Genomic DNA, 22037 nt, shown 5'->3' on the forward strand with positions numbered 1-22037 from the left:
GAGTCTGCTTGATCCCGGACCGGCAGTCTACGTGAGGTCGTTAGGTGCCAGCAAGTGGTCAATCTTATCCTCGTAAGCTAAGTCGGGAAGCCAGCGCCGAGATCAACTTCGTTCCATCCGATCATAAAATCTTCGTGACGTCGGGCCGATAATTATTGGAGGCCCTTGGCTCACGCGGGTTGACAGCCCCGCCGTCTGGGCATCTATTTGCGCCACGGGGATGTGCGATCTCCCCGCGAGGCGTCATGCCCAAGAATCGCGTCCTGATCACCAAGGGCGCAGCATGTCAGCTCTCTACACCTCCAGTTCACCTGACAAACCATCTCGATTGATAGGCACGGCGGCCGCGCCGATACTCATCGATGTGCGCATCGATGAGTACTTCTCGGTCGATGCACGCCTGATTCCCGGCGCGGTGCGGCCGACGAACAAGGCCAAGTGAGCCCGGCGGGAGGAACAACTTCTGGGGCAGGGACAACCAGGAGATCAGACATGCGGATATCGATGATCTATCAGGCAGCGCTCTTCGTAGAGCTAGCGATGGGCCTCTCGCCCGCCCACGCCCTGACCCAGGAAGAGCTGGTCGCCAAGATTCAGGCGGCCGGCTATTCGCAGGTGAAAGACGTCAAGTCGACGGCCGAAGGTACCACCGCCAAGGCGGTGAAGGACGGCAAGCCGGTGACGCTCGTCGTCGACAGCAGCGGCCAGATCAAAGAACGCGACTGAGCTCGAGGAGCAGTACGATGAAACGGACAATTTACGCGCTGATCGTGCTCGGCGCCTGGCTCCTGGCACTTGCCTCCGGCTCATTCGTTTCGGCGGCACATGCGCAGAGCGTCGACTGGCAGAAAGTCGATGAGACGCTGGGACGCAAGCCCGCCGTCTCGGACGACGTCCATCGCTACGGCTTTCCCCGGACCGATCTGTCGGTGACGCTGGACGGCGTGGCAATCAAGCCTGCGCTGGCGCTCGGCGGTTGGGTCGCGTTCAAGCCGGGGCACGGCGGCGCCATGGTCATGGGCGACCTTGTGCTGCTCGAGACCGAGATCAACCCCGTGATGGCGAAGATGATCGCGAACGGTCTCGAGATCACCGCCGTACACAACCATCTGCTGCGGGCGAGCCCGGCGACGTTCTACATGCACGTCGCCGGCCACGGCGACCCCGTCAAGCTGGCCTCGGCGATCCACGATGCGTTGGCCGAGAGCAAGACGCCGCTGACGGTCGCGGCGCCGGCGAGCCCGCCGCCGGCCGTCGATCTCGACACCGCAAAGCTCGACCAAATCATCGGCGTGAAGGGCCAGGCCAACGGAGGCGTATACCAGTTCAACGTCAAGCGGCGCGACCCGATCACGCAGGATGGGATGCCGTTGACCCCCGTCGGTCCGATGGGCGTCGCGATCGGCATCAACTTCCAGCCAACGGGAGGCGGGAAGGCGGCTATCACGGGCGACTTCGTGCTGACCGGCGACGAGGTCAACCCGGTCATCCTGGCGCTGCGGGCACACGGCATCGAGGTGACCGCGCTGCACAGCCACATGCTCGACGAGCAGCCCAGGCTGTTCTTCATGCACTTTTGGGCGAACGACGACGCAGTGAAGCTTGCCGAAGGCTTGCGCGCGGCACTCGACAAGACTGCCAGTACGAAGAGTTGAGCCAAGGATTGAGGGAAGGAGCCGCCCGATGCCCTACGAAACCAAACCGCTGCCGTTCGACCCGAAATCGATCAGCGGGATCTCTGAAAAGGCGCTCGTCAGCCACTATGAGAACAACTACGACGGCGCGGTGAAGCGGCTCAACGCCATCAGCGTGCAATTCGCCGAGCTGGATTTCGCCAAGGCGCCGAACTTCGTCATCAACGGGCTCAAACGTGAAGAGCTGATCGCCGCAAATTCGATGATCCTGCATGAGATCTACTTCGATGGTCTCGGCGGCGCCAGCAAGCCGGGCGGCGCGCTCGCCGAGGGAAAGCTAAGGAGTCGAGGTGAAGGGAATGAGAAAACTCGCTGTGCAGTGTCGGGATTGGTCGGTCTGATTGCCGGCGCACAGACAGGTCGCGCGCAGACGTGCAAGGTCTGCGCCGAGCAGCGGCGGCTTGCATGAAGAACTACGCCGGCCCCGCCTGCAAGACCGAGTACTAGATGTGTCTGAAGCTTTGGGGATCCGCGACCTCCCCATCAGGTGGATAGGGCGAAGGACTGATAGAGACCCAACGACGTTACCCGACGTCGAATCTGCTCCAGCAGCCTCTTTTTGCTTGGCCAAACCATCGGCGCGGTGATCGCTGAGAACAGGGCATCGACGGTAAAATAGACGGCAGCGATAGCGAACAGCGATGTGTCCCAGACGCGCGCCATTTTTGTCCTCCAACCAGAGAAGGCGCATGACGCCAAGAGGTTCCGCAGGCCGCTCCGCCGTTCGAGCTCGAATGAGGGAAGCCTGCATCGCTGCGAATCCCGTTCTTTTTTGTGGCTGATCGGCCCAAAGCGCAACCTTTGAGCAGTGACTGCGAGGCCGGTGGAACTCGCGGGCGTGGTGGTCGTTGCATGGCCGCGGCAGCAGCAGTAGCGGGTAGGAGAACACGTGAACCGACGGCAACTTGTTCAAGGGTCGGCGTTGCTGCCGGCGTTGCTGCTCGCCTCGCGCAGCGGTTACGCCGGCGCGTCGGATGACGCGTTTGGGTCGTCCACGGTGAGGGATTTGGCCCGCATGCTCGCAGGCAAGCCGTTCGAGGCGCCCGACGAGAAGCTGACCGGCGGCTTGAACGACCTCGACTACGATCAGTACCGTTCGATCCGCTTCCTGCCCGAGCGCGCGCTCTGGCGCGGCAAGAATCTCCCGTTCGAGGCGCAGTTCTTCCATCGCGGCTTCTTCTACAAGAACCGGGTGAACATCTTCGAGGTCGCGGACGGAAAGGCCACCGAGATCAAATACCGCAAGGAGGACTTTTCCTTCGGCGAGAAGGTGCCCGCGTTCGAGGAGACCGATCTCGGCTTCGCCGGCTTCCGCATCCACGCGCCGATCAACCGCCCTGACTACTACGACGAGTTCTGCGTGTTTCTGGGCGCGAGCTACTTCCGCGCCGTGGCCAAGGGGCAGACGTACGGGCTTTCCGCGCGGGGACTTTCAATCGATACCGGCGAGGCCAAGGGGGAGGAATTTCCGTTGTTCAAGGCGTTCTGGCTCGAGCGGCCCGCGCCGGGTGCGACCTCGATGGTCATCCATGCCTTGCTTGACAGTAAAAGTTGCGTAGCGAGCTACCGCTTCACCGTGCGGCCGGGGGACACGACGGTCTTCGACGTCGAGATGTCGGTCTACCCGCGGGTCGAAATGCCGCGGGTCGGTCTCGCGCCCATGACGAGCATGTTCTTCTACGGTCCGAACGATCGCAACGACATCGACGATTTCCGCCCGTCCGTACACGATTCCGACGGCCTCGCGATCTTCAACGGCAAAGGCGAGAGCCTGTGGCGGCCGCTTAGCAACCCCCGCGATCTGCAGATCAGCACCTTCCAGGATCTCAATCCCCGTGGCTTCGGGCTGATGCAGCGGGAGAGAAACTTCTTCGCCTACCAGGACATCGAATCCAGCTTCGAAAAGCGTCCAAGTCTCTGGATGGAGCCGATCGGCGATTGGGCCGAGGGCGGCGTCATGCTGTTCGAGATTCCGACCAAGGAAGAGGTCCACGACAACATCGCCGCATTTTGGCGGCCGAAGAATCCGCTGCAGGCAAAGGGCGAACACAACTACACCTACCGGCTGCACTGGGGACCGGACAGTCCGAAACCGCATTCGCTGGCCCGCTTCACGCGAAGCGGGATAGGGGCGAGGGGCGAACACGCCCGCCTCTTCGTCCTCGATCTGGTTGGCGACAATCTGAAGAGCATCGATCCGGCCGGCGTCAAAGGCGTTGTGACGGCGGAGAAATCCGAGGTGAAGAACATCGTCACGCAGCCCAATCCGTACACCGCCGGTTGGCGGCTGAGCTTCCAGTGCCAGGTGAAGGGGGAGCCGATCGAGTTGCGGGCGTTTCTGACCGAAGGTGACAAGCCCTTGTCGGAAGTCTGGGTCTACCGATGGGCACCCTGAACACGGCGCCACGGCCGGTCGCAAGCAATATCGCGACCCAACGCCTGCTGCCGCGCGAGTCACCCCTTCCCATGGCTCCTGGCGACCTCGGAAAGAACCGGGTCCCCGACCGTATTCCTGCGGCGTTCGGCTCCGCGATGGCCTGGCGACGCGGCCTCATCCTGCTCGCGACGGCGGCGCTCACGGGGGCCGGCGGCTATGAGATGTATCGCGTGCTGGAGGTCGGAGGCGTCACCGTCCTCGAAGCCATGGTACTGGCGCTCTTTCTGATCCTGCTCGCCTGGGTCGCCTTCTCGTTCGCATCCGCACTTGCCGGCTTCTTTGTGCTGCTGGCCCACCGTGCGGGCGCCTTCGCGCCGGATGCGGAGCTGCCTGCGATCGCAAGCCGCACGGCCATGCTGCTTCCCACCTATAACGAGGACCCCCACCGATTGACGGCCAGGCTGCGCGCGATCATCGAATCCTTGGAAGCGACGAACCATGGAGAGCTGTTCGACTGGTATGTTCTGAGCGACAGCACCGATCCGGACATCTGGGTCGCCGAAGAAAAGGCATTGCTCGCATTGCGGCAGGCCGTCGGCGCATCGCGGCTGTACTATCGTCACCGCGCCGACAACACGGCGCGCAAAGCCGGCAACATCTCGGAGTGGATCACGCGGTTCGGCGCCGTCTACGACTTCATGATCGTGCTCGACGCCGACAGTCTCATGAGCGGGCAGACCATCGTCCGCTTGGTCCATGCGATCGAGACCAATCCCACCGCCGGCCTCGTCCAGTCGCTCCCCCTGATCGTCAATGCACGAAGTCTGTTCAGCCGCGTCCAGCAATTCGCGGGCAGGCTGTACGGGCCGATGATCGCCGCCGGCGTCGCCTGGTGGCACGGCTCCGAGGGCAACTACTGGGGCCACAACGCAATCATCCGGGTGAAGGCGTTCGCCGAAGCGGCAGCGCTGCCGCAACTGCGAGGGCCCAAGCCGTTCGGCGGGCACATCCTCAGCCACGATTTCGTCGAGGCCGCGCTGATGCGGCGGGCCGGGTGGGGCATCCACATGCTGCCGCTGCTCGGCGGAAGCTACGAAGAGGTGCCGCCTTCGCTGCTCGATTTCGCCGCGCGCGACCGACGCTGGTGCCAGGGCAATCTTCAGCATCTCGCCGTGGTGCCCGCGCGGGGGCTCCACTGGGTCTCGCGGCTGCATTTCATGGTAGGGATCGGAGCCTATCTGACGGCGCCGCTGTGGCTGCTGTTCCTGCTGCTGGGAATGCTGATCTCGTTACAGGCCCGCTTCGTGCGGCCGGAGTATTTTCCCAAGGGCTTCTCGCTCTTTCCGACCTGGCCGGCTCAGGATCCCGTGCTCGCCATTTGGGTGTTCGTCGCCACCATGGGCCTGCTGCTGTTGCCGAAGCTGCTCAGCCTGCTTCTCGTGTGGATACGAGGCTCGGAGCGACGCCAATTCGGCGGGGCATTGCGAACCTCGGCCGGAGTTTTCGCAGAAATCATCGTGTCCGCGCTGATGGCGCCGGTGATGATGATCTTCCAGTCGATCGCGGTCGTCGAGATTCTAGCCGGCCGCGATGCGGGCTGGCAGACGCAGAGGCGCGACGACGGCACGGTCGAGCGCCGCGAACTGTATCGGAAATACGGCGTTCCAACCTTGTGCGGTGTTGCAATGGCGGCAAGCGCGTACGCCGTTTCGCTGCCCCTTCTGCTCTGGATGTCGCCGGTCATCGTTGGGCTGCTGTTCGCTGTTCCCATCGGCGCCCTGACTGCCAGGCCGGTGTCCGCCAAATTGTTCGTCACTCCCGAAGAACGAGAGCCGCCTCCGGTCCTGCGTCGGGCGAACGAACTAAGCGCGTCCGCGGAGCTAGGGGGCAGAGCCGCGCTGGTGCAATTGCGCGAAGACCCTGCGCTCCTGGCCTTCCACCTGGCGCAGCTTCCACCTCCGCGCACCGCCCGGCCTGACGCGGTCGATGCGAACCTAGCGGTCGGCCGCGCCAAGGTGGACGCGAGCGATACCTTTGAGGAAGCCTCAGCACATCTGTCCTCGCGGGAGGTCCTGTCGATCCTGAGCGACGGTCCAGTGCTCTCGACCGTGCTGCAGAAGCGTTGAGGGTCTGGTCTGCCGGGTGCGACTATCGGCGCGAGGCCAGAGTTGGGCCCGGAGACCTCGCCGGATCGGCGGAGCCGTTCTGCAGCACGGCGCGCCTTTCCGCAACCGCATGATCGAAGAGCTCGAGGACCAGGCCGAATGCGGCCATGTCCTCTTGTTCGATGGCTCCCTCGTCGTAGCACTTGAGGGTCTCGCCGATGATCGAATCGACCTCCCGCTGCGATTCCAGCAGGTCCTGTTCGGACCCGGCATCCCGAATCTCCGAGACCAGGGCGAGAATGCGATTGCGGTAGCCGGTGTTGTCATCCCGCTCGTCCCTGTTCAGATACCGGCGCAGCCAGGCGGCCGCCGAACCGATCCCGGACAGTAGAAGCAAAGCGAACCAGAAGTAGTCGCTGTACTTGTCCAGAAAGGTCCGCTCGGTCCCGTTGATGACCGCTGCGGCCCCCCTATGCACGGAGGGCTCCGCTTCCTTTTCCGTCTCGGGCTTGCTGATGTGCGCGGCGCCGGCGACACGTTGCATGATCGTGTCACGTACCGCGAACAGCTGCCGATAGAATGCCGCGGCTTTGGCTTCAGACAGTTCTTTTCTGGTCAAGATGAGATGATTGACGCTGATGGTGTCGACCTTGTCGTCCGGCCAGGCCGGGTTTGCGCAGAAGACGCTGCCAGGAATCTCTTCGGCTTCGTATCGGGGGTGCTTCAGGGCAATGGCTTCGGATGCGTCGACCGGAAGAAACTTCGGAGCTCCGCGCAACCGCGAGGTCGCGGCGATCGCGTCGGCAGTGATCTTGCTGTCGAGCGGACCGACCGCGAGATAGGCGTCGACCGTCGTGTCTTGCGCGAGTTTTTCGATCTCGTCGGTCCCGAATTGGACCGTCGCGACCTTGTCCGGTTCGACGCCGGAGCCGACCAGAATGGCGCGCAGGAGCGCGACGTTGGCGCCGGTCCTTCCGATGATTCCGACCTTGTGGCCGGCCAGATCGGCAATCTCTCCGATCTTACCGGTCGTCTTTTTCCGCGAGACCTTGCCCGGTCGTCCCGAGGGCGCCCACAGGACGACGTAGTTCTTCCGCAGCACGGCCAGTGTCTGCACGTCTGTCGGCATGCCGAGGTCGCCGCGACCAACTGCGAGGTCGGCCTTGCCGGCGCCCAGAAGCGCCAGGGACTCGGCCGCACCTTCGGTCGTGATCGGGGACAGCTTGATCGACCTGCTTTCCTCCCCGAAAGCCTCGGCCATCGCTTCGATCACCTGTTGGTCGTCGCTGCCTGCGGGGCCCACGGCGATCCGAAGGGTCTCGGGTTGCAAGGCGTAGAAGAGGGCAGCTGCGGCGGCGCCGAAAACGACAAAACCCAGAGCCAACACAAAGAGCAGCCTTCGTTGGCGCCGATCGTGAGCACTATTAACTGGGTCGGACGGTGACATCGGCAGAACCTACGTGAAGGAACGCCTGCGTTGGAGCCACAAGTGCGCCGCCTTTAACTTGGGCGAACCCGTCTTTGATCGCAATGTTCCGTCGCAGCACACTCATCTTGGTTCTCGCAGGATTTTTAGATTGCTCGGTGCACGTCTTGCACACACAGCCTTCTAACCGATTGAAAGAATTGAACTCTTGCTCCAATCCATCACTGCCGCCGTTGCAGCTCTTCCGCGCCTGCTGACAGGGGTTATTTGCCGCTCCCGGACCGGCGAGCAGCCTGCCATTCCTCTCGCACTTCGGGCGTGTGCTGCCGCGCGGGTCGTTGTTCTTAAGCCGTTGGGGTCCGCGCAAACAACGAGAAGCATCCTGCAGTACAACCAGCACCTGGGCATCTCGCTCCGCTGCATCCGGCCGCCGCTGGCGCCGGCGAAGCTGCTGCGCCTCACGTTCCGACCTGCTGGAGCTCATAAACTGTAAGCCGAGCCTGGCCAATTCGCGGCGCGAAGATGAATAACGTAAAGTCGAAGGGCCAATAACAGACTCCGCACGTGGAATGGAGTCCACTTTTTGCCGAGGCTGCCTCCCTCGGCCACTCAACGGTAAACTCCTTGCGGGATGGCTGAAGATCTCGAAATCGCTGCCGCGTGCGATGCCGATCAGCGTCAGCCCGCTGGCCTCCACGGAAATACGGCTCGTGAGGATGACGGCGCCAGTACGGCCTGACACGCCCTGCGCGGCCAAGACACCGGCGAGCTTGTCCAACGCGTTGTGGCGTCCGACATCCTCGCGCAGGATCATGTCATCCCGACCGGGCCGGAAGAAGCCGGCGGCATGGGTGGCGCGCGTGGCGTGGTTAAGGATTTACCCCGCGTCAAGGCGCTCGATCGAGGTCCGGATCTCCTCTGGCGTCAGACAGATCTGCCGCGTGACGGCACGATGCATCCGGTTGGCTTCGGCCAGACTCTCAATATCGCACAAGCCGCAGCCTGTCGGACCGATCAGCTGCCGGCGCCGATCCTTCAGTCGGCGTCCGGCCTGCGGCCGCAGCCAGGTTCGCAGCTCGATTCCGTCGTCACCGGGGACGACCGACAACTCTTCGATCTCGCCGGGGTCCTCGATGAGCCCTTCGGTCAGGCTGAAGCCGAGCGCGAGATCGGTGAGATCGGAGGGCGTCGCCATCAGGACAGCCATAGTTGTGCCGTCAAAGACGAGCGCCACCGGACACTCGTCCGCAACGACGCGCTGGTCCAGCATTCCGCGCGAGGTCAGTCGGGGCATCCTGATCGAAGCTGTCGGGGCTGACGTTCATTCACGTCGGGTTGAATGGCAGCCGTGCATGATGTTCGTCCTGCGACGAAGTATCGACGCGCCAGCGCGCCCAATGTTCCGAAAGCGTAGGAACCTCCGATCCCGCCTTCCGTTTCCCGTTGGGGGCTTGGAAGCGAAAGGCCCGCCATGCGGCAGAAAGCAAAAGTCGAAAATTACGATGCACCCGCTGGTGGCTGGGGCTCGCTCAATGCCGTGATGCACATCCTCACCCAGGAGGAGATCGCGATCCTCGGCAGCGAGATCCTGCTGAAACAGAACAAGCCGGGCGGCTTCATGTGCGTCAGCTGCTCCTGGGCGAAGCCAGCAAATCCGCATCCCTTCGAATTCTGCGAGACGGCGCCAAAGCGACCGCCTGGGAGGTGACCGGTAAGACGGTCACGCCGGAGTTTTTCGCACAGCATACGCTCACCGAGCTGCGCGCCTGGTCCGATCATCAGCTGGAAGAGCAGGTCGGCTGACCAAACCCATGCGCTATGATCCGGTCAGCGACAAATATGTCGCGGTCAACTGGAGCGAAGCGTTTCGCGAGATTGGCGCGGAGCTGCGCAATCTCGATCCCCGTTTGGTCATCATCATGTATACGTCCGGCCGTGCTTCGCTGGAGGCGAGCTACATGTACCAGTTGTTCGGCCGGATGTATGGCACTAACAATTTCCCCGACAGCTCCAACATGTGCCACGAGACGACGTCCGTGGCATTGCCGCAGGTGATCGGCGTTCCCGTCGGCACGGTGCAGCTGAAGGACCTTTCCGACACCGACTGCATTTTCTTCTTCGGCCACAACACCACGACGAACGCGCCGCGCATGCTGCATCCGCTCCAGGAGGCAGCTCAGCGTGGCGTGCCGATCGTGACGTTCAATCCGCTCCGAGAGCGGGGACTCGAGCGCTTCGTCAATCCGCAGAACCCGCTGCAGATGATTGCGGGTGGCACGCGTATCAGTACACAATATCATCAGGTCCGTGTCGGCGGCGACGCTGCGGCGATCGTCGGCATCTGCAAATGTGTGATCGATCTGGACGATTTGGCACAAGCAAACGGATCGCCGCGCACGGTGGACGTCGATTTCATCGCGCAGCATACGTCGGGCTTCGACGAGTTCGCCGCGTTCTGTCGTGCACAGGACTGGAACGTAATCGAGCGCGCCTCCGGTCTGACGCGCGCCGCGATGATCGATGCCGCTAACGTCTATATGGCGGCCAATGCCGTGATCGCCAATTACGGCATGGGTGTGACTCAGCACAAGGACGGTGTCGAAACCGCCAAGATGATTGTGAACCTGTTGCTGCTCCGCGGCAATATCGGCAAGCCCGGTGCTGGCATCTCGCCGATCCGCGGGCATTCCAACGTTCAGGGCCAGCGCACGGTCGGCATCTCCGAAAAGACGAAGCTGGTCCCGCTTGACAAGCTCGCCGAACTCTACGGGTTCGAGCCGCCGCGCTGGGACGGACTCACGACCGTGGACGCCTGCAAAGGTATTTTGAAAGGTGTCGTGCGCGGCTTCGTCGGTCTTGGTGGTAATATCGTGCGCGCGATCCCAGAGCGCTCGCTGATGGAGCCGGCCTGGTCCGGCCTGCGTCTATCTGTACAGATCGCGACAAAACTCAATCGCAGCCACATTGTGCCGGGCGAGGTCACGTACCTCCTGCCTTGCCTCGGTCGTATCGAGATCGATGAACAAGCCGGCGGCGCGCAGGCCGTGTCGATGGAGGATTCCACCGCCTGTATTCATGGCTCGCGCGGCCAACGCAAACCGGTACCGAACATGCCTTGTCTGAGCCGCGATCATCGCGGGTCTCGCCAAGGCAACCCTAAAGCCAAATCCCAACGTCGACTGGGACGCCTGGATCGCCGATTACGCGCGTGTGAGAGATGCGATCGAGCGTACCTATCCGGACCAGTTCAAGGATTTCAACAAGCGCATGTTCGAGCCGGGCGGCTTTCCTCGGCCGCTGGCGGCGCGCGAGCGCAAATGGAAGACGCCCAACGGCAAGGCCAACTTCACCGTGCCCAAGGCAGCTTTCGCGCCGCTAAAGGAGAGCGACGGCGTCTATGAGTTGATGACCATACGCGCGGATGGGCAGTTCAACACCACGATTTATACCGAGGACGACCGCTTCCGCGGTATCCAGGGCAGCGGCTATGTCGTCCTGATGAATCCGGCGGACAAGGAGGCGGATGGGCTGAAATTCGGAGACACCGTCACATTGGTGACTGAGGCCAATGATGGTGTCGAGCGCAGCCTGCAGGGCGATGGATCCGGCGGGGCGCCTGCTCATTGTGGAGATGGCCGCCCGGCGACATCGCACATCCAGGAAAGATGCTCGATATGGTGGATGTTGATTGGGCGCGCGCTTCGGGTCAAAATAAGCAATATCCTGATTGAGCATAAGAGTTCTGCTAGAATCCAAAAAGCCGACCATTGCGCCGTGCCTTCCTTGGAGGTGCACCATGCCCACCACGCGACACCCGATAAATCGGCCGCCGCGCTCGCGCGCCACCGAGCTGGCAATCGAACTGTTCAAGCAGATGCAAGACCGCGTCGCCGCCGACGTTCATTTTGAGTTGCACATCGAATTGCAGCTGAAGCCGTGGCAGTGGCCTGCGAATCGCTGATCCGGACGAGGCAAGAGCGCCTATCCGGCCGACACGGGCGGCGGACAATGGCACGCGCAAGCAGTCTCGCTATGGAGAGAGCTGGAGCGAAGGGGGCGACGTGATCAGCCTTGAGATCCTGAACGTAAGCATGAAACGAGCATGTTGCTCGAAGCCGCATGGAGGCGTTGATACGGTCATCGCGCCGTTTGCGGCGTGTCAATGCATAAGGTAAACGCATGTGACCGCCAATGCCACGAGCACTGAACCGCCGCCGACAACGATGACGAGGCAGATGCGTGCGGGGATTGAATACCAATCGACGTCAGACGGTTCGATCACGGTCCACGGCCCCTTGCTGGTGCAGGCGAGAGCGCGACCGGTCCCTTGGTCACCGACGCCTACAGGCAGAGCCTTGGGCGGTGATCACCCATAACCAAGACGGCGTTCCCTTGTTCCGGCGCGTAGTTGTCGTTCTTCCGGTTCAAATATCAGGCGCGGAAAGCTGGCGTGGTTCGCGCGTCAACTATCGCAGCGTCGATGGCGCTGAATTGCCCTTGGCGCGAGGGTCTTCCTCGTTCCTTTGTCGCACTTCCCACCCGTGTCACGAGGAGTAAGCTGCTCTCACATGAGGGGCAGCGATACAGCTTGAGTCCAAACTCGGTTGTGAATGGCACAAATTTCACGAGCACCCTTGGCTCGCAGCACGCAAGGCACCCGGCTTCGCCGATCATTGCTGCCCCCGCTGAAATGACTTCGATCACCAATTTGACAAATGAATCCGACTCGCGGGCCTATGGCAACAGGAACAATGGGAGGCGCTGTTGCTGGTGGCCGAGCGTGGCGAGCGGCCCTGGGGCCGCAACGGAAGCGGGCGAAGCTGTATCGGGTCTGCGATAAGAAAGCGGCCTATCCGATTTGCCGTCGGATGAGGCCGCGTATCTTTCCTCTACGCACTACTAAGCCGGGTGGGTGTTAGTGACCCGACAACTCGCGGTGTAATGGCAGTGTCCTAACTGATCGTCATGGTTGTCTGCAGGGGGCTCGATGCGCCCCGATGCGTTCGCTGTCGTGTCCACGTAACTGAATACCTTCGACGCGGCTTCTCGACCAAGGCAGGCGTGGCCTGCCCGGATTAGCAAGCTCCGGCCGCATATCGGCCTTCCGAGTGCCCGAATTGGACTGAACCAAAGAACCATCGTCGGGGCGACGCGTTGGGCGAGCTTGGGCGCAGACTTGTTGGGGACAAAGGAGATGATCATGACGAAAGTAGCCAAGCTCGTTGCACTACTCGCCATCCCAGCACTGCTGGTCGCAGGGGCTAACCCGTCGCTCGCCGGTGGTGGTGGCGGTGGTGGCGGCAGTGGAGGCGGCAGTGGAGGCGGTGGAGGAGCAGGCGCGGGAGCAGGTGGTGGCGTTGGAGCCGGAGTCGGTGGTGGCGTCGGAGGCGGTCTCGGAGGTGGCGTTGGAAGCGGTCATGGCGGTGCCGGAGGACATGGCGCCGCGGGTGTCGGCCACGGAGTATCGGGCACGCCGGGTCACACTATGCAGACGACCTTGGCACCGCATGAGCGTGGTGCACATCACGGTGCATCATCCTTCAGTCCGGGACACACGACGACGCCGGGACACGCAATGCAAACGGCGGTTCAAAATCCTCACGACCGCGGCGACAAGCACGGAGCTTCGAACTTCGCTCCCGGTCGCTAGTCGATGTAATGCTGAAAGCCCCGGCCTATGAGCCGGGGCTTTTTTGTTTTCTGCAAGTGATCAGGATGATGACTGCAGGCCGCAGATCGCCGGCAATGGCAGGCTGGGTGCGCTGAAGGCGCTGCTGCTTGGTGGTCGAATGCAACGGCCCGACCGTGATGGGCGATCATCGACATGATCCGGGCGATCAACGCCGGGAAGCCGGCGCCGAACGCCCCGAGAAGGAAGCGGAAGAAGCGGTGCCGGATGATTCAGTGACGGCGGTTTCGTGCGGGTGCTCGCGGGGGCGCGAAAAAACCGCCGACTAAAATACAACTTTGCTGGGGTGTCTTGGCTAGCCCACTACTTTCCGTAGCTTGTCATGGTGGTTCCAGCCGGAAACACTCCTCCCTCATTTGAGAAGCGATTTTTTAAATGCGAGGGCTTTCATGCCCGAGCTGCTGGAAGCAATTTTGTGGTGTGCCGCGCTCGCTACATGGCTGATGATTTTCTTCGCGATCGCCTCGGCAGGTTTGAAGCCGTTTGCAAGGAGCATTCGGCGGTTGGCTGCAGCGGTCTTCCGGGTCAAGCTCAGGTAAGCTTCGCAGACTGCGCCGTGGCAACCAGTAGTCGCGCGGCAATTCGCGGAGGGGCATCAAGCCGCCTTGCGTAGCACCGCATCCACGCCGGTCCCGACGGTCTGGCGCGGCTCCGCTACGAAGCCGTGCCCGGCAAACGTTTTTGCGCGACGTAAAGGGTGCGGCCACCCTTCGCGGAGTAGCGCTATGTCTGCTGGCAGCTGTCAACCGGGCGTCGGTGTGCCTACGGCCATCGTCGCTTTTTTTGACCTTTACGCTTCTGATCAAAGCCGATCCGCTAAACACGGTGGGTGTGACAAATGTCACATAATCCCTGCTTGCCTTTCAGCAGTCTGTGCATAGGCTGCGCACATATTGTCGGGGACTGGAATGGGCACTTTTCGTTGGTTTCTTTTCATCGTTTCCATCTGGCTGATGTGTGGTTCGGCCCACGCCGAGCGTCGCATCGCGCTGGTGATGGGCAACTCGGCCTACAAGAACGTGGGGAAGCTCTCGAACCCTGCGAATGATGCCGCCCTGGTCGGGGGCATGTTCAAGAAGGCGGGGTTCGATTGGGTTGACATCAGGACGGATCTCAAGGCTTCCGAGATGCGGAAGGCGCTCCGCGATTTCGGCGGGCGAGCGCGAGATGCTGAGGTTGCCATCATCTACTATGCCGGTCACGGCATTGAACTAGATGGAACCAACTACCTTATCCCGACCGACGCGGCTCTGGAAACCGACAGCGACGTTCTCGATGAGGCCGTGGGACTCGACCGGGCGCTGTTCGCCGTCGAGCCTGCAAAACAACTTCGACTCATCATTCTGGACGCCTGCCGCGACAATCCGTTCGCCAAGACCATGAAGCGGACCGTTGCTGCTCGTGCCATCGGGCGCGGCCTCGCCAAGGTTGAGCCGACCAGCCCCAACACGATGATTGCGTTCGCAGCGAAGGCAGGGTCTACGGCTTCGGATGGTGATTCGAAGGACAGTCCATTCGCCCTAGCGCTCGTCGAGCGCCTGCCAACGCCCGGTCTCGACCTGCGCAAGGCGTTCGGGTTTGTCCGAGACGATGTGTTGAAGAGCACCAGCTATCAGCAAGAACCGTATGTGTACGGCTCGCTTGGCGGTGATGATGTGGCGTTGGTGGCCGCGAAACCGGCACCGGCTGGCCCTCAAGCAAGTCCCCAAGATGCCGTTCGCAGAGACTACGAGCTTGCCCTACAACTCGGCACCCGCGATGGTTGGACAGCATTCCTCAGCCAGTATAGCGAGGGTTTCTATTCCAATCTTGCCAAGGGGCAACTCAACAAGATCGCAGCAGAGGAAGCCCGCGCAGCGGCGACCGAGAAGGCACGGCAGACCGAAGATGAGAAGGCCCGACTCGTCGCCGACCGCGCAAAGAAGACCGAACAGGACAAAGCCGCCGCTGCCGCCAAGGCTGCTGAGGATGCGCGGATCGCCGCCGAGAAGGTCAAGCAGGTCGAGGAGACTAAAGCAGCAGCCGCCGAGCAGCGCCGCAAGGAGATCGAAGCCGCTGTTGCAAAGGCTCTTGCTGATAAGCAAGCCGCCGATCAGAAGGTTGCGACCTTGTCATCTCCCGCACCGGCATCTGAACCGGCACAGTCCACGCAGGAACTCGCCAAATCAGTCCAGTCCGAACTTCGACGCGTCGGCTGTCTCGCCGATGCGGAGAGCGGCGAGTGGAGCGCGAAGTCGCAGCGCTCCCTGTCACTGTTCAACAAGTACGCAGGAACGAAGCTCAATACGTCGCTTGCAAGCTCAGATGCTTTGGATGCGGTCAAGGCTCGGTCAGGCCGCGTCTGCCCGCTAGTGTGCGAGCATGGTTTCAGGGCCGATGGTGACGCCTGTGTGAAGATCGCTTGCCGCGCCGGCTATCGCGTCAATGACGACAATGAGTGCGAGAAGGTGCAGGACAAAAAGCCGGTTGCGACCCGCGAAGACGCCAAGAAGCGAGACGCGGATCGCAAGCAAACCGAAGCGACACCAGCGAAGCCGTCCGCATCTGGGCAAATGGTTTGCAACAGTGCGGGTTGTCGTCCCGTGCGGCCCGGCTGTCACGTTGCACGAACAAGTTGGTGGGCCGGCAATCTTCAAAACAGCGAGGTCTGCAACTAAAGACGAGAGCCAGGAAGAGGAATCCTTTGAGGCAAGACCGGCGCAGGGACTCCCGCGATGTTGAAGCCAAGCGCCTGCTGAGCAATGTGGGGACGTGCGTCCCGCATGGTGGCGGCGATCAGCAACCGGTCACCGCTCCGCCTCCCTCAACGTCGTCGCAGTAGCCTGTTGAACCATCTCAGTCCCCGCCAGCACCGCAGCCGACGCCGCGAACGTAGCTGTAGCGATGTCAGTTCATGGCCCGTTGCTGACCGTCGCCCTAACCGCCGCAACGTCTGCTCACCGGAGCTGAGCCGACCAAGCTGAAGCAGCCTGTCGAGGGCGGCTTGTGACTCGATTTCAGACATCGTGTCGCACGTGATGCATCTTTGTGGTAGCTTCAAGCTGGTACGGGAGGCAAGATGAGGCGGCGCGAGTTCATCGGTCTCGTCAGTGGTACGGCTTTATGGCCGCTTGCGACGCGCGCGCAGCAGCCGAGACGGATGGCGCGCATCGGCGTGCTTCTCGTCAGTGGCCCAGAACTCATGGGGCCATTTCGCGAGTCGCTCCACGAGCTTGGTTATGCAGAAGGGAAGAATATCCAGATTGAGGTCCGATCGGCGCAAAATCAACTCGCTCGCCTCCCCGAACTTGCAACCCAACTGGTTCGCAGCCAAGTCGACGTGATCGTCGCAATACAAACCCCGGCCGTCTATGCGGCCAAGAACGCTACGCGCGACATTCCCATCGTTATGATGGCAGGCGACCCGATCGGGACGGGGCTGATCAGTAACCTTGCGAGGCCGGGCGGCAATCTCACCGGATTGTCCGGGGCCGCCGCCGAGCTGGCGGCCAAGAGCCTCGAATTGATCCCCCAGATGATTCCAGCGGCGCGCTACGTGGGCGTTCTGGGCAATGCAAATGATCCGTTCATGAAGCCCTTTCTTGAGGACATCGAGCAGGCCGCCCCCAAAGTACGCCTTGAAGTCCATGAGATTATCGTTCGCAGCGGCAGCGAGTTGGACGATGCCTTCGCAGCACTCGCCCGCGCGCAAGCAGACGCCGTCATGATTCAGGGCAGCCTCTCGGACAAACTGGCAGTCGATCTGGCACTAAAATACCGGATGCCATCTCTCTCGACCCAAAATTCTGCAGTGCAGGCGGGACTCTTGATGTCATACACCGCGGATCTGACGGAGCGAGGCCAAGAGATCGCGCAGTATGTAGACAGAATCCTCAAAGGTACTAAGCCAGGCGATCTTCCGGTACAGCAGCCGACTAGGTACGAATTGGCAATCAATCTCAAGACCGCCAAGGCACTGGGCCTCGCCGTACCCCCGGTGCTACTTGCGCGTGCCGACAAGGTGATCGAATAAGGCTGAGCCCGTTGTGGTACAGCGTCAGCTCATGGCCCGTTGCTACCAAAGCCCGTATGAGTCAATGTCTGCTCTTCGAAGGTAAGGCGACCTAGTCGCGGTAACGGCAAAACTCGTCCCCGTTATCATATTCGAAGCAGATCTTTACGCGACGATGGGGCCGATCGTCATCGTAGTAGCGCGAGTGGCGATCCCTATCTTCATCATCCCGTTGCATCCGCTGATTTCGACCCATGGTGCGATGGTCCATATCTTCCATCATGCGTCCCATGTGTTGCTGGCGCATGCGGTCCATGCCCATGCGATCCTGATCGCGCTGTTGCGTCGTCCAGTCCGGTTTAACGCGGGTATCTTCAGCGCTCTGACGGTCGCGCTCGCGAGCGTGGTCTGACTGTTGTGGCGTGCGCTCTGGCTGGACGGGAGCGGTTTGGGGCTGGTTGTCGGGAGAGTCTTCCGATTGTTGTGCGACAGCGACAGTGGAAACGAGGCCAGACGAGAGCAGCAGGATCATGACCAGAGCTGAAATGCGCATTGTTCATCCTCCGTAAGGATGCTGCTTCAACGGGATGGATGGGCGTTGGTTTCTATCGAAGTTTTGTAGGTTAAAGACTACGAACGGCAGGGACAGCAATCCCGACCTAATTTTGTTGAAGCCGTGCTGCAGACGCCGTTCCTGCGATCAGCTACAGGAGCTGCACGAGGTGCGTTGCCTCGTATCAATGACCCGTCATCGATCCCGAAGACCGCGAGAGCAGCTATCCGTCGGAGAACGGCGGCGCGGAGTGGCACCGCGAGGGACAAGCGCTGTAGCGCGAGCTGGAGCGGAGAGCAGCGGCGCAGCGAGCCGGTGAGCGGGACATCGCGATGGTGAGTTGGGTAAGAGAAAAGCGAGTCAATGACTTGCTTTTGCCGCTCACGATCGGCGCCTACCTTGGCCTTGCTGCACGCGCGCGGCGTCGAGTTCGGCGGCACAATGCCGCTGATCGAGGCGGACACGTTCACGGTGTGGAGCGCGACGAGCGTGCGGCTGCGCGACGTGTTGAGGCGTGACGGTGAAGTGATCAAGGTTGTCCGGAACTGGGGACGTCGTTTCCGAGAGCGGCGTGAAATTCCGAGTGTCTTCAGCGAAACGAACGAATGACCGTGGCACTGATCTCCAAAAAGATGTGGCGCTTATTGGTGCCGTGAGACACGTTCCACTCATGCTCAATCAGAGACATTGCTTCCCGAACTCGCTTTGCCGCGTCGGGCTCAAAGCATGAAAGCTTGATGAGACCTAATCGCAGGAATGTGTGCGCTCGCAGCAGCCCTTGGTTGCCGAAGACGCATCACGGCCCGTACCCGGACCCGGCCGGTTCGCATGCGCTCGTCGTGGCCGGGCCACCCAAACGCCGAAAGAAGGGCCCTTTTTGTTCGAGGGTCGTTCGGCTTCGGAGAACTGCGGAGTTCCGTTGTTGAATACACACGCAAGCCATCACTGCCCAACGGAACGTCGGTTGGCTGTCAGTGTTACGTTTTGAACAGGTTGGTCCCGCCGATGAATGATGCCTATCAGCTTGCACTTGCAATGTTTGTTCTGGGCTGGCGTAATGCTGGTCACCGGCCAACTTTATATGGAGTACTCGTGCTACATATGCCGGCACCGCCGGCCGCTGCTGCGGCTCAGCAGATATCAGCTATTCCTAACCGAAACCGAAGTGCTCAGAGCCTCGCCGCGCGATAGCTGGATCGTTAGGAACGTTCGTGCAGCTGGCACGTTTTCCACTATACCCTTACCCAAGGGTGACCCCGATTAAGCCCCAGCTCCTTGCCCCCAAGCTCGCGAACTGGGGCCTTTTTTCATCACATGTTAATGCACACAATCTGCAGGTCAGACAATACTGACAAACGCGCGCCTCGATTCGGCTGCGCCGAAGCGGATCCAGCGGATCGATCCCGGCCAGCCCCGGATGCGCTCGGAGCCATTTCGTTTTCACACGCAGAGGCGAACGTAATGAAAGAGGCCACCAAATGCGGTGGCCTCCCGTTCATTGCAAAATTACGGGTGCTCAGAAAGACAGAATTACTATCGATGCGAGCACCGCGTTAAGTGCGCCAACTGCGACGATGGGGGCCGTAACGATCCGGACGTTCTCATCGAGTTTCCCTGCTGAAAAGCAGTTGCATCTCCAGCGCAGTTATTTAGTTGGGGAAAGGTCGCAGTGCTGACCCACCGGCAACAAGAGCGGCCTTTACTGTACAAAGACGCTCATGAGCAGACCGGCCACGAAGATCACGAGGCCCACCGCAGCAGCGCCAAGGCTGACGCGCGCGCGAAATGAGTAGGCCTCGATTCGTGGGTCTTGGATCATTGGCGTCCGATGACAGGAGGCATCGGCGCCTGCGCAGTCGATTCAATGTTCTTGATGCTGGCCCGGTGTGCCTTGTCGAAGAAGTCCAGCGCCATGATGTGCATCGCCCGAGCCTTCTCTGGGTCCGGTTCTGTTAGAGCCATCCGTGCGGCGATCTCAGCTTGCTTCAAATAGTATTCCGCAGTTGGCACCGCATTTCCCCCATAGTTCCACCTCCTCTAGTGGAAGCTAGGGGCTCTAAGTACAAAAGTGCACATTCGTTCCTGTGCGTCGGGAAAATTTAGCACATCGCCGCACTCTGAGCGTCAGGCAGCGCTGCAGGCGCTGCTGCTGGTGGTCGAGCGCGGTGGGCCGGTGATGCTCGCCGAGATCGGGATGGCGGGCGATCAACGCCGGCAGGCGCCGGGGTTAGGCGGAATAATCCCGCGCGGCGGGGCGGTCCGAAATTAGGACACCGACAACTCGAACTGGGACACCGGGAAATTTACGGGGTAGTAGAGGCAAAAACGCCGTCCGCTCGAAATTCAGCGCGGACGGCGGTCTCCAGCCCCGGGAGGGAGATTGTAAAATCCCGATAGTGATGTGTCTGCACGCGCCGTGCCAAGGTTCAATGCGTCATGCCAGGAGACCCGCAGAGGGGGCGGCTGGCATCACGCCGCCTCCCGCCGCGCCGCGTCCACCCCAGTCCCGACGACCCGCCGCAGCTCGGCCGCGATACCGTCCAGCACCGCGCGCTCTTCCTTCATGCGTTTTGAGTGGTTATAGACCTTTCCGGTCACGGTCGGCACGACAATCTCGGACTTCTTGCTGGGGGAGTGATCGAGGCACTTCGCGATCAATGCATCGTCGAAACCAAGGTCCCCCGCCAAGGTCGCCGCCGTGCGGCGGAGATCGTGCGGCGTAAAGGGCTTCAGGCCCAAGAGCTCGCAGAGGCCCGCAGTTTTAGCCTTATCCTTGTTCTTCTCGTGCTTGGTGCCGCGCAGCGCGTTCGCCATCGCTTTGCGGTGGATCGGCTGGCCCCTGTACATAGGGCTCTCGAATACGAACTGTTGATTATCCGAGGTCAGCGCCTCTTTAATGATCTCAACAGCCAACTCAGACAACGGCTGCTGAATCACCCGCCGCTTCTTGACGCGCTTGAGGGGGACGTCGAAGCGGGGATGCTCCCCATCGAGGTCGAACAGCTCATCCCGCCGGGCACCGAGCAGTTCACGCGACCGCAGCATGGTGACGAGCTCGAACTTGAGCGCCAGCCGCGTCCGACGGTCATAGGGGAGGTCGTCGCGGTCCAGCCCATGCCAGAAGATCTTGATCTCGTCCTCGGAGAGGACGCGGGTGCGGGGATGCTCCGGATCGAGTTTCGGCAGGTTGACTCAGGGGCTGGCCGTGACGTAGTCGCGGCCGGCTTCCGCCGCCCAGTTGAACAGGCCCGAGGCCGCCTTGCGCATGTGGCGGGCGTTGCTGACCGACGGCTTGCCGAACTTGCCCGCGACAATGTCGTTCGAGAGCGTGGCGATGTCGGGTTTAGTGACTTCCATGGCCAGCTTCTTGCCGAGGCGGGGGCGGATGAACCGGTCGAGATGGCTCGCGGTGTTCTCCCAGCTCTCCCACCGGGGCCGCATTTCGCCGTCCGGTTTCTTGACCAGCGTCTTCATCCATTTGATCCGATCGTCGATGATCTCGGCGACGGTCTTGCCCCGCTTAGCTTTCGTGGTCTGCTGGTCGCGGAAGGTCTCGGCGAGGGCGTCGCCGCCCATGGCCTTGAGGCCGTAGACCTTGCTGCGGGCGTCCTCGACCGTGAAGGTCTCCGGATTGTAGACGCCGAGCCAGCCGGTCCGCTGCTTGCCGGTCTCCCGGTCAGTGAACTTGAATGAGAAGGTGGCCACGCCCGCCGTTGTGATGCTGACGTAGAGGCCAGAGCATTTGCGGTCGTACAGTTTGGTCCGTTTTACGACCCGCTTCTCGCACAGGCGGTCGGTCAGGATGATGTGCCATTGCGGGCGCGCTTGCCAGCAGGTTCGGTGGTCATGGTAGTATCCATTGTGGTTTCGGCTCCTAAGGCTTGGGACCAAAGGGCTCGGCTTTTAAGGCTTTTAGTTTGTCGTGCGGACGCTGAAAGGCTTAGGGCCGGGCCCTTATTTTGGTGAAGCCCGCTGAAACAGCCCGCATCAGGCTAGTCAAAAAGAGCTTGTTTTAAAGGGTTTTCTTAGTTTCGTCGTGTTTCACCGAATGCCAAAATATAGACGTGTGGTCCTGGCCGTCGTCGCTACGGTCAAGCCTGTCGCGGAGGTGCAGGGAGCCCAACCGGGTGACGGGCATCGCCAATCCGGGGGGCGAGGGAGGCCAGAAGGAATTCGGCTTCCGGGAGAGCTCGGCATAAGCC

The 22037-nt window shown here is 61.5% G+C and carries 16 protein-coding genes and 4 pseudogenes; 12 read left to right on the top strand and 8 right to left on the bottom strand.

From position 1 onward, the window contains the following. Positions 1 to 283: 283 nt before the first annotated feature. From XH90_RS11090 to XH90_RS11105, 4 genes and pseudogenes are all read left to right on the top strand, one after another. A pseudogene (locus XH90_RS11090) lies at positions 284 to 421 on the top strand (sulfurtransferase); the annotation flags it as partial. Between the two features lie 71 nt (positions 422 to 492). Beyond that, positions 493 to 726 carry a PepSY domain-containing protein gene (locus XH90_RS11095; protein WP_194481307.1) on the top strand — a complete coding sequence of 78 codons (234 nt, stop codon included), beginning with the start codon at positions 493 to 495 and terminating at the stop codon, positions 724 to 726. A gap of 17 nt (positions 727 to 743) precedes the next feature. Next, positions 744 to 1655 (top strand): DUF1259 domain-containing protein, encoded by a 912-nt coding sequence (locus tag XH90_RS11100; protein WP_194481309.1) that lies wholly within the window; start codon positions 744 to 746, stop codon positions 1653 to 1655. Positions 1656 to 1683: 28 nt separating this feature from the next. Continuing rightward, positions 1684 to 1986: pseudogene (locus XH90_RS11105) on the top strand (superoxide dismutase); the annotation flags it as partial. A 191-nt stretch (positions 1987 to 2177) separates the two neighbouring features. Here the strand turns inward: XH90_RS11105 and XH90_RS11110 are convergent. Then, a complete protein-coding gene (locus XH90_RS11110) occupies positions 2178 to 2357 on the bottom strand; it encodes a hypothetical protein (RefSeq protein WP_194481311.1) in 180 nt (59 codons plus the stop codon). A gap of 352 nt (positions 2358 to 2709) precedes the next feature. Between XH90_RS11110 and XH90_RS11115 the strand changes: the two genes are divergently transcribed. Further along, complete coding sequence (locus tag XH90_RS11115) at positions 2710 to 4089, top strand: glucan biosynthesis protein G (RefSeq protein ID WP_371748361.1); 1380 nt, start codon at positions 2710 to 2712, stop codon at positions 4087 to 4089. After that, complete coding sequence (mdoH, locus tag XH90_RS11120) at positions 4077 to 6197, top strand: glucans biosynthesis glucosyltransferase MdoH (protein WP_194481314.1); 2121 nt, start codon at positions 4077 to 4079, stop codon at positions 6195 to 6197. Before XH90_RS11115 ends, mdoH begins: the two co-directional genes overlap by 13 nt. Positions 6198 to 6219: 22 nt before the next feature. On the opposite strand, the gene XH90_RS11125 is transcribed toward mdoH, so the two are convergent. Beyond that, positions 6220 to 7623, bottom strand: a complete 1404-nt coding sequence (locus tag XH90_RS11125) for a TAXI family TRAP transporter solute-binding subunit (RefSeq protein ID WP_194481315.1) — start codon at positions 7621 to 7623, stop codon at positions 6220 to 6222. Then, positions 7601 to 8896 (bottom strand): annotated as a pseudogene (locus tag XH90_RS11130) (formate dehydrogenase accessory sulfurtransferase FdhD). Before XH90_RS11130 ends, XH90_RS11125 begins: the two are co-directional and overlap by 23 nt. 177 nt (positions 8897 to 9073) lie before the next feature. Between XH90_RS11130 and XH90_RS11135 the strand changes: the two are divergent. Next, positions 9074 to 11199, top strand: a pseudogene (locus XH90_RS11135) (FdhF/YdeP family oxidoreductase); the annotation flags it as partial. A gap of 1630 nt (positions 11200 to 12829) precedes the next feature. Here XH90_RS11135 and XH90_RS11140 read toward each other — a convergent pair. Next, positions 12830 to 13060, bottom strand: coding sequence for a hypothetical protein (locus XH90_RS11140; RefSeq protein ID WP_194481317.1), 231 nt, complete (start codon positions 13058 to 13060; stop codon positions 12830 to 12832). A gap of 320 nt (positions 13061 to 13380) precedes the next feature. Between XH90_RS11140 and XH90_RS11145 the strand changes: the two genes are divergently transcribed. From XH90_RS11145 to XH90_RS11160, 4 genes are all read left to right on the top strand, one after another. Continuing rightward, a complete protein-coding gene (locus tag XH90_RS11145; protein WP_194481319.1) occupies positions 13381 to 13560 on the top strand; it encodes a hypothetical protein in 180 nt (59 codons plus the stop codon). 120 nt (positions 13561 to 13680) lie between these two features. Continuing rightward, a complete protein-coding gene (locus tag XH90_RS11150; protein WP_194481321.1) occupies positions 13681 to 13830 on the top strand; it encodes a hypothetical protein in 150 nt (49 codons plus the stop codon). A gap of 369 nt (positions 13831 to 14199) precedes the next feature. Further along, on the top strand, positions 14200 to 15948 hold the full coding sequence (locus tag XH90_RS11155) for a caspase family protein (RefSeq protein WP_194481323.1): 1749 nt from the start codon (positions 14200 to 14202) through the stop codon (positions 15946 to 15948). A gap of 401 nt (positions 15949 to 16349) precedes the next feature. Further along, positions 16350 to 17303: an ABC transporter substrate-binding protein gene (locus XH90_RS11160; RefSeq protein ID WP_194481325.1), complete on the top strand. Its 954-nt coding sequence runs from the start codon at positions 16350 to 16352 to the stop codon at positions 17301 to 17303. Positions 17304 to 17394: 91 nt separating this feature from the next. On the opposite strand, the gene XH90_RS11165 is transcribed toward XH90_RS11160, so the two are convergent. After that, on the bottom strand, positions 17395 to 17835 hold the full coding sequence (locus XH90_RS11165) for a hypothetical protein (protein WP_194481326.1): 441 nt from the start codon (positions 17833 to 17835) through the stop codon (positions 17395 to 17397). Between the two features lie 399 nt (positions 17836 to 18234). Between XH90_RS11165 and XH90_RS11170 the strand changes: the two genes are divergently transcribed. Continuing rightward, positions 18235 to 18444, top strand: a complete 210-nt coding sequence (locus XH90_RS11170; RefSeq protein WP_194481328.1) for a hypothetical protein — start codon at positions 18235 to 18237, stop codon at positions 18442 to 18444. Positions 18445 to 19650: 1206 nt separating this feature from the next. On the opposite strand, the gene XH90_RS11175 is transcribed toward XH90_RS11170, so the two are convergent. The 3 genes from XH90_RS11175 to XH90_RS38910 form a co-directional block, all read right to left on the bottom strand. After that, positions 19651 to 19824: a hypothetical protein gene (locus XH90_RS11175; RefSeq protein ID WP_194481330.1), complete on the bottom strand. Its 174-nt coding sequence runs from the start codon at positions 19822 to 19824 to the stop codon at positions 19651 to 19653. A gap of 480 nt (positions 19825 to 20304) precedes the next feature. After that, complete coding sequence (locus tag XH90_RS38905; RefSeq protein WP_371748362.1) at positions 20305 to 21021, bottom strand: site-specific integrase; 717 nt, start codon at positions 21019 to 21021, stop codon at positions 20305 to 20307. 6 nt (positions 21022 to 21027) lie between these two features. Beyond that, complete coding sequence (locus XH90_RS38910) at positions 21028 to 21726, bottom strand: Arm DNA-binding domain-containing protein (protein ID WP_371748342.1); 699 nt, start codon at positions 21724 to 21726, stop codon at positions 21028 to 21030. Between the last annotated feature and the right edge of the window lie 311 nt (positions 21727 to 22037).

Origin of the sequence: Bradyrhizobium sp. CCBAU 53338, from assembly GCF_015291665.1 — a bacterium.
Taxonomy (GTDB): domain Bacteria; phylum Pseudomonadota; class Alphaproteobacteria; order Rhizobiales; family Xanthobacteraceae; genus Bradyrhizobium.

Excerpts from the sequence above, each read along its gene's own strand:
- XH90_RS11095 (WP_194481307.1), top strand. The coding sequence starts at position 493 with ATGCGGATATCGATGATCTATCAGGCAGCGCTCTTCGTAGAGCTAGCG.
- XH90_RS11100 (WP_194481309.1), top strand. The coding sequence starts at position 744 with ATGAAACGGACAATTTACGCGCTGATCGTGCTCGGCGCCTGGCTCCTG.
- XH90_RS11110 (WP_194481311.1), bottom strand. The coding sequence starts at position 2,357 with ATGGCGCGCGTCTGGGACACATCGCTGTTCGCTATCGCTGCCGTCTAT.
- XH90_RS11115 (WP_371748361.1), top strand. The coding sequence starts at position 2,710 with ATGCTCGCAGGCAAGCCGTTCGAGGCGCCCGACGAGAAGCTGACCGGC.
- mdoH (WP_194481314.1), top strand. The coding sequence starts at position 4,077 with ATGGGCACCCTGAACACGGCGCCACGGCCGGTCGCAAGCAATATCGCG.
- XH90_RS11125 (WP_194481315.1), bottom strand. The coding sequence starts at position 7,623 with ATGTCACCGTCCGACCCAGTTAATAGTGCTCACGATCGGCGCCAACGA.
- XH90_RS11150 (WP_194481321.1), top strand. The coding sequence starts at position 13,681 with ATGCCCGAGCTGCTGGAAGCAATTTTGTGGTGTGCCGCGCTCGCTACA.
- XH90_RS11155 (WP_194481323.1), top strand. The coding sequence starts at position 14,200 with ATGGGCACTTTTCGTTGGTTTCTTTTCATCGTTTCCATCTGGCTGATG.
- XH90_RS11160 (WP_194481325.1), top strand. The coding sequence starts at position 16,350 with ATGAGGCGGCGCGAGTTCATCGGTCTCGTCAGTGGTACGGCTTTATGG.
- XH90_RS11165 (WP_194481326.1), bottom strand. The coding sequence starts at position 17,835 with ATGCGCATTTCAGCTCTGGTCATGATCCTGCTGCTCTCGTCTGGCCTC.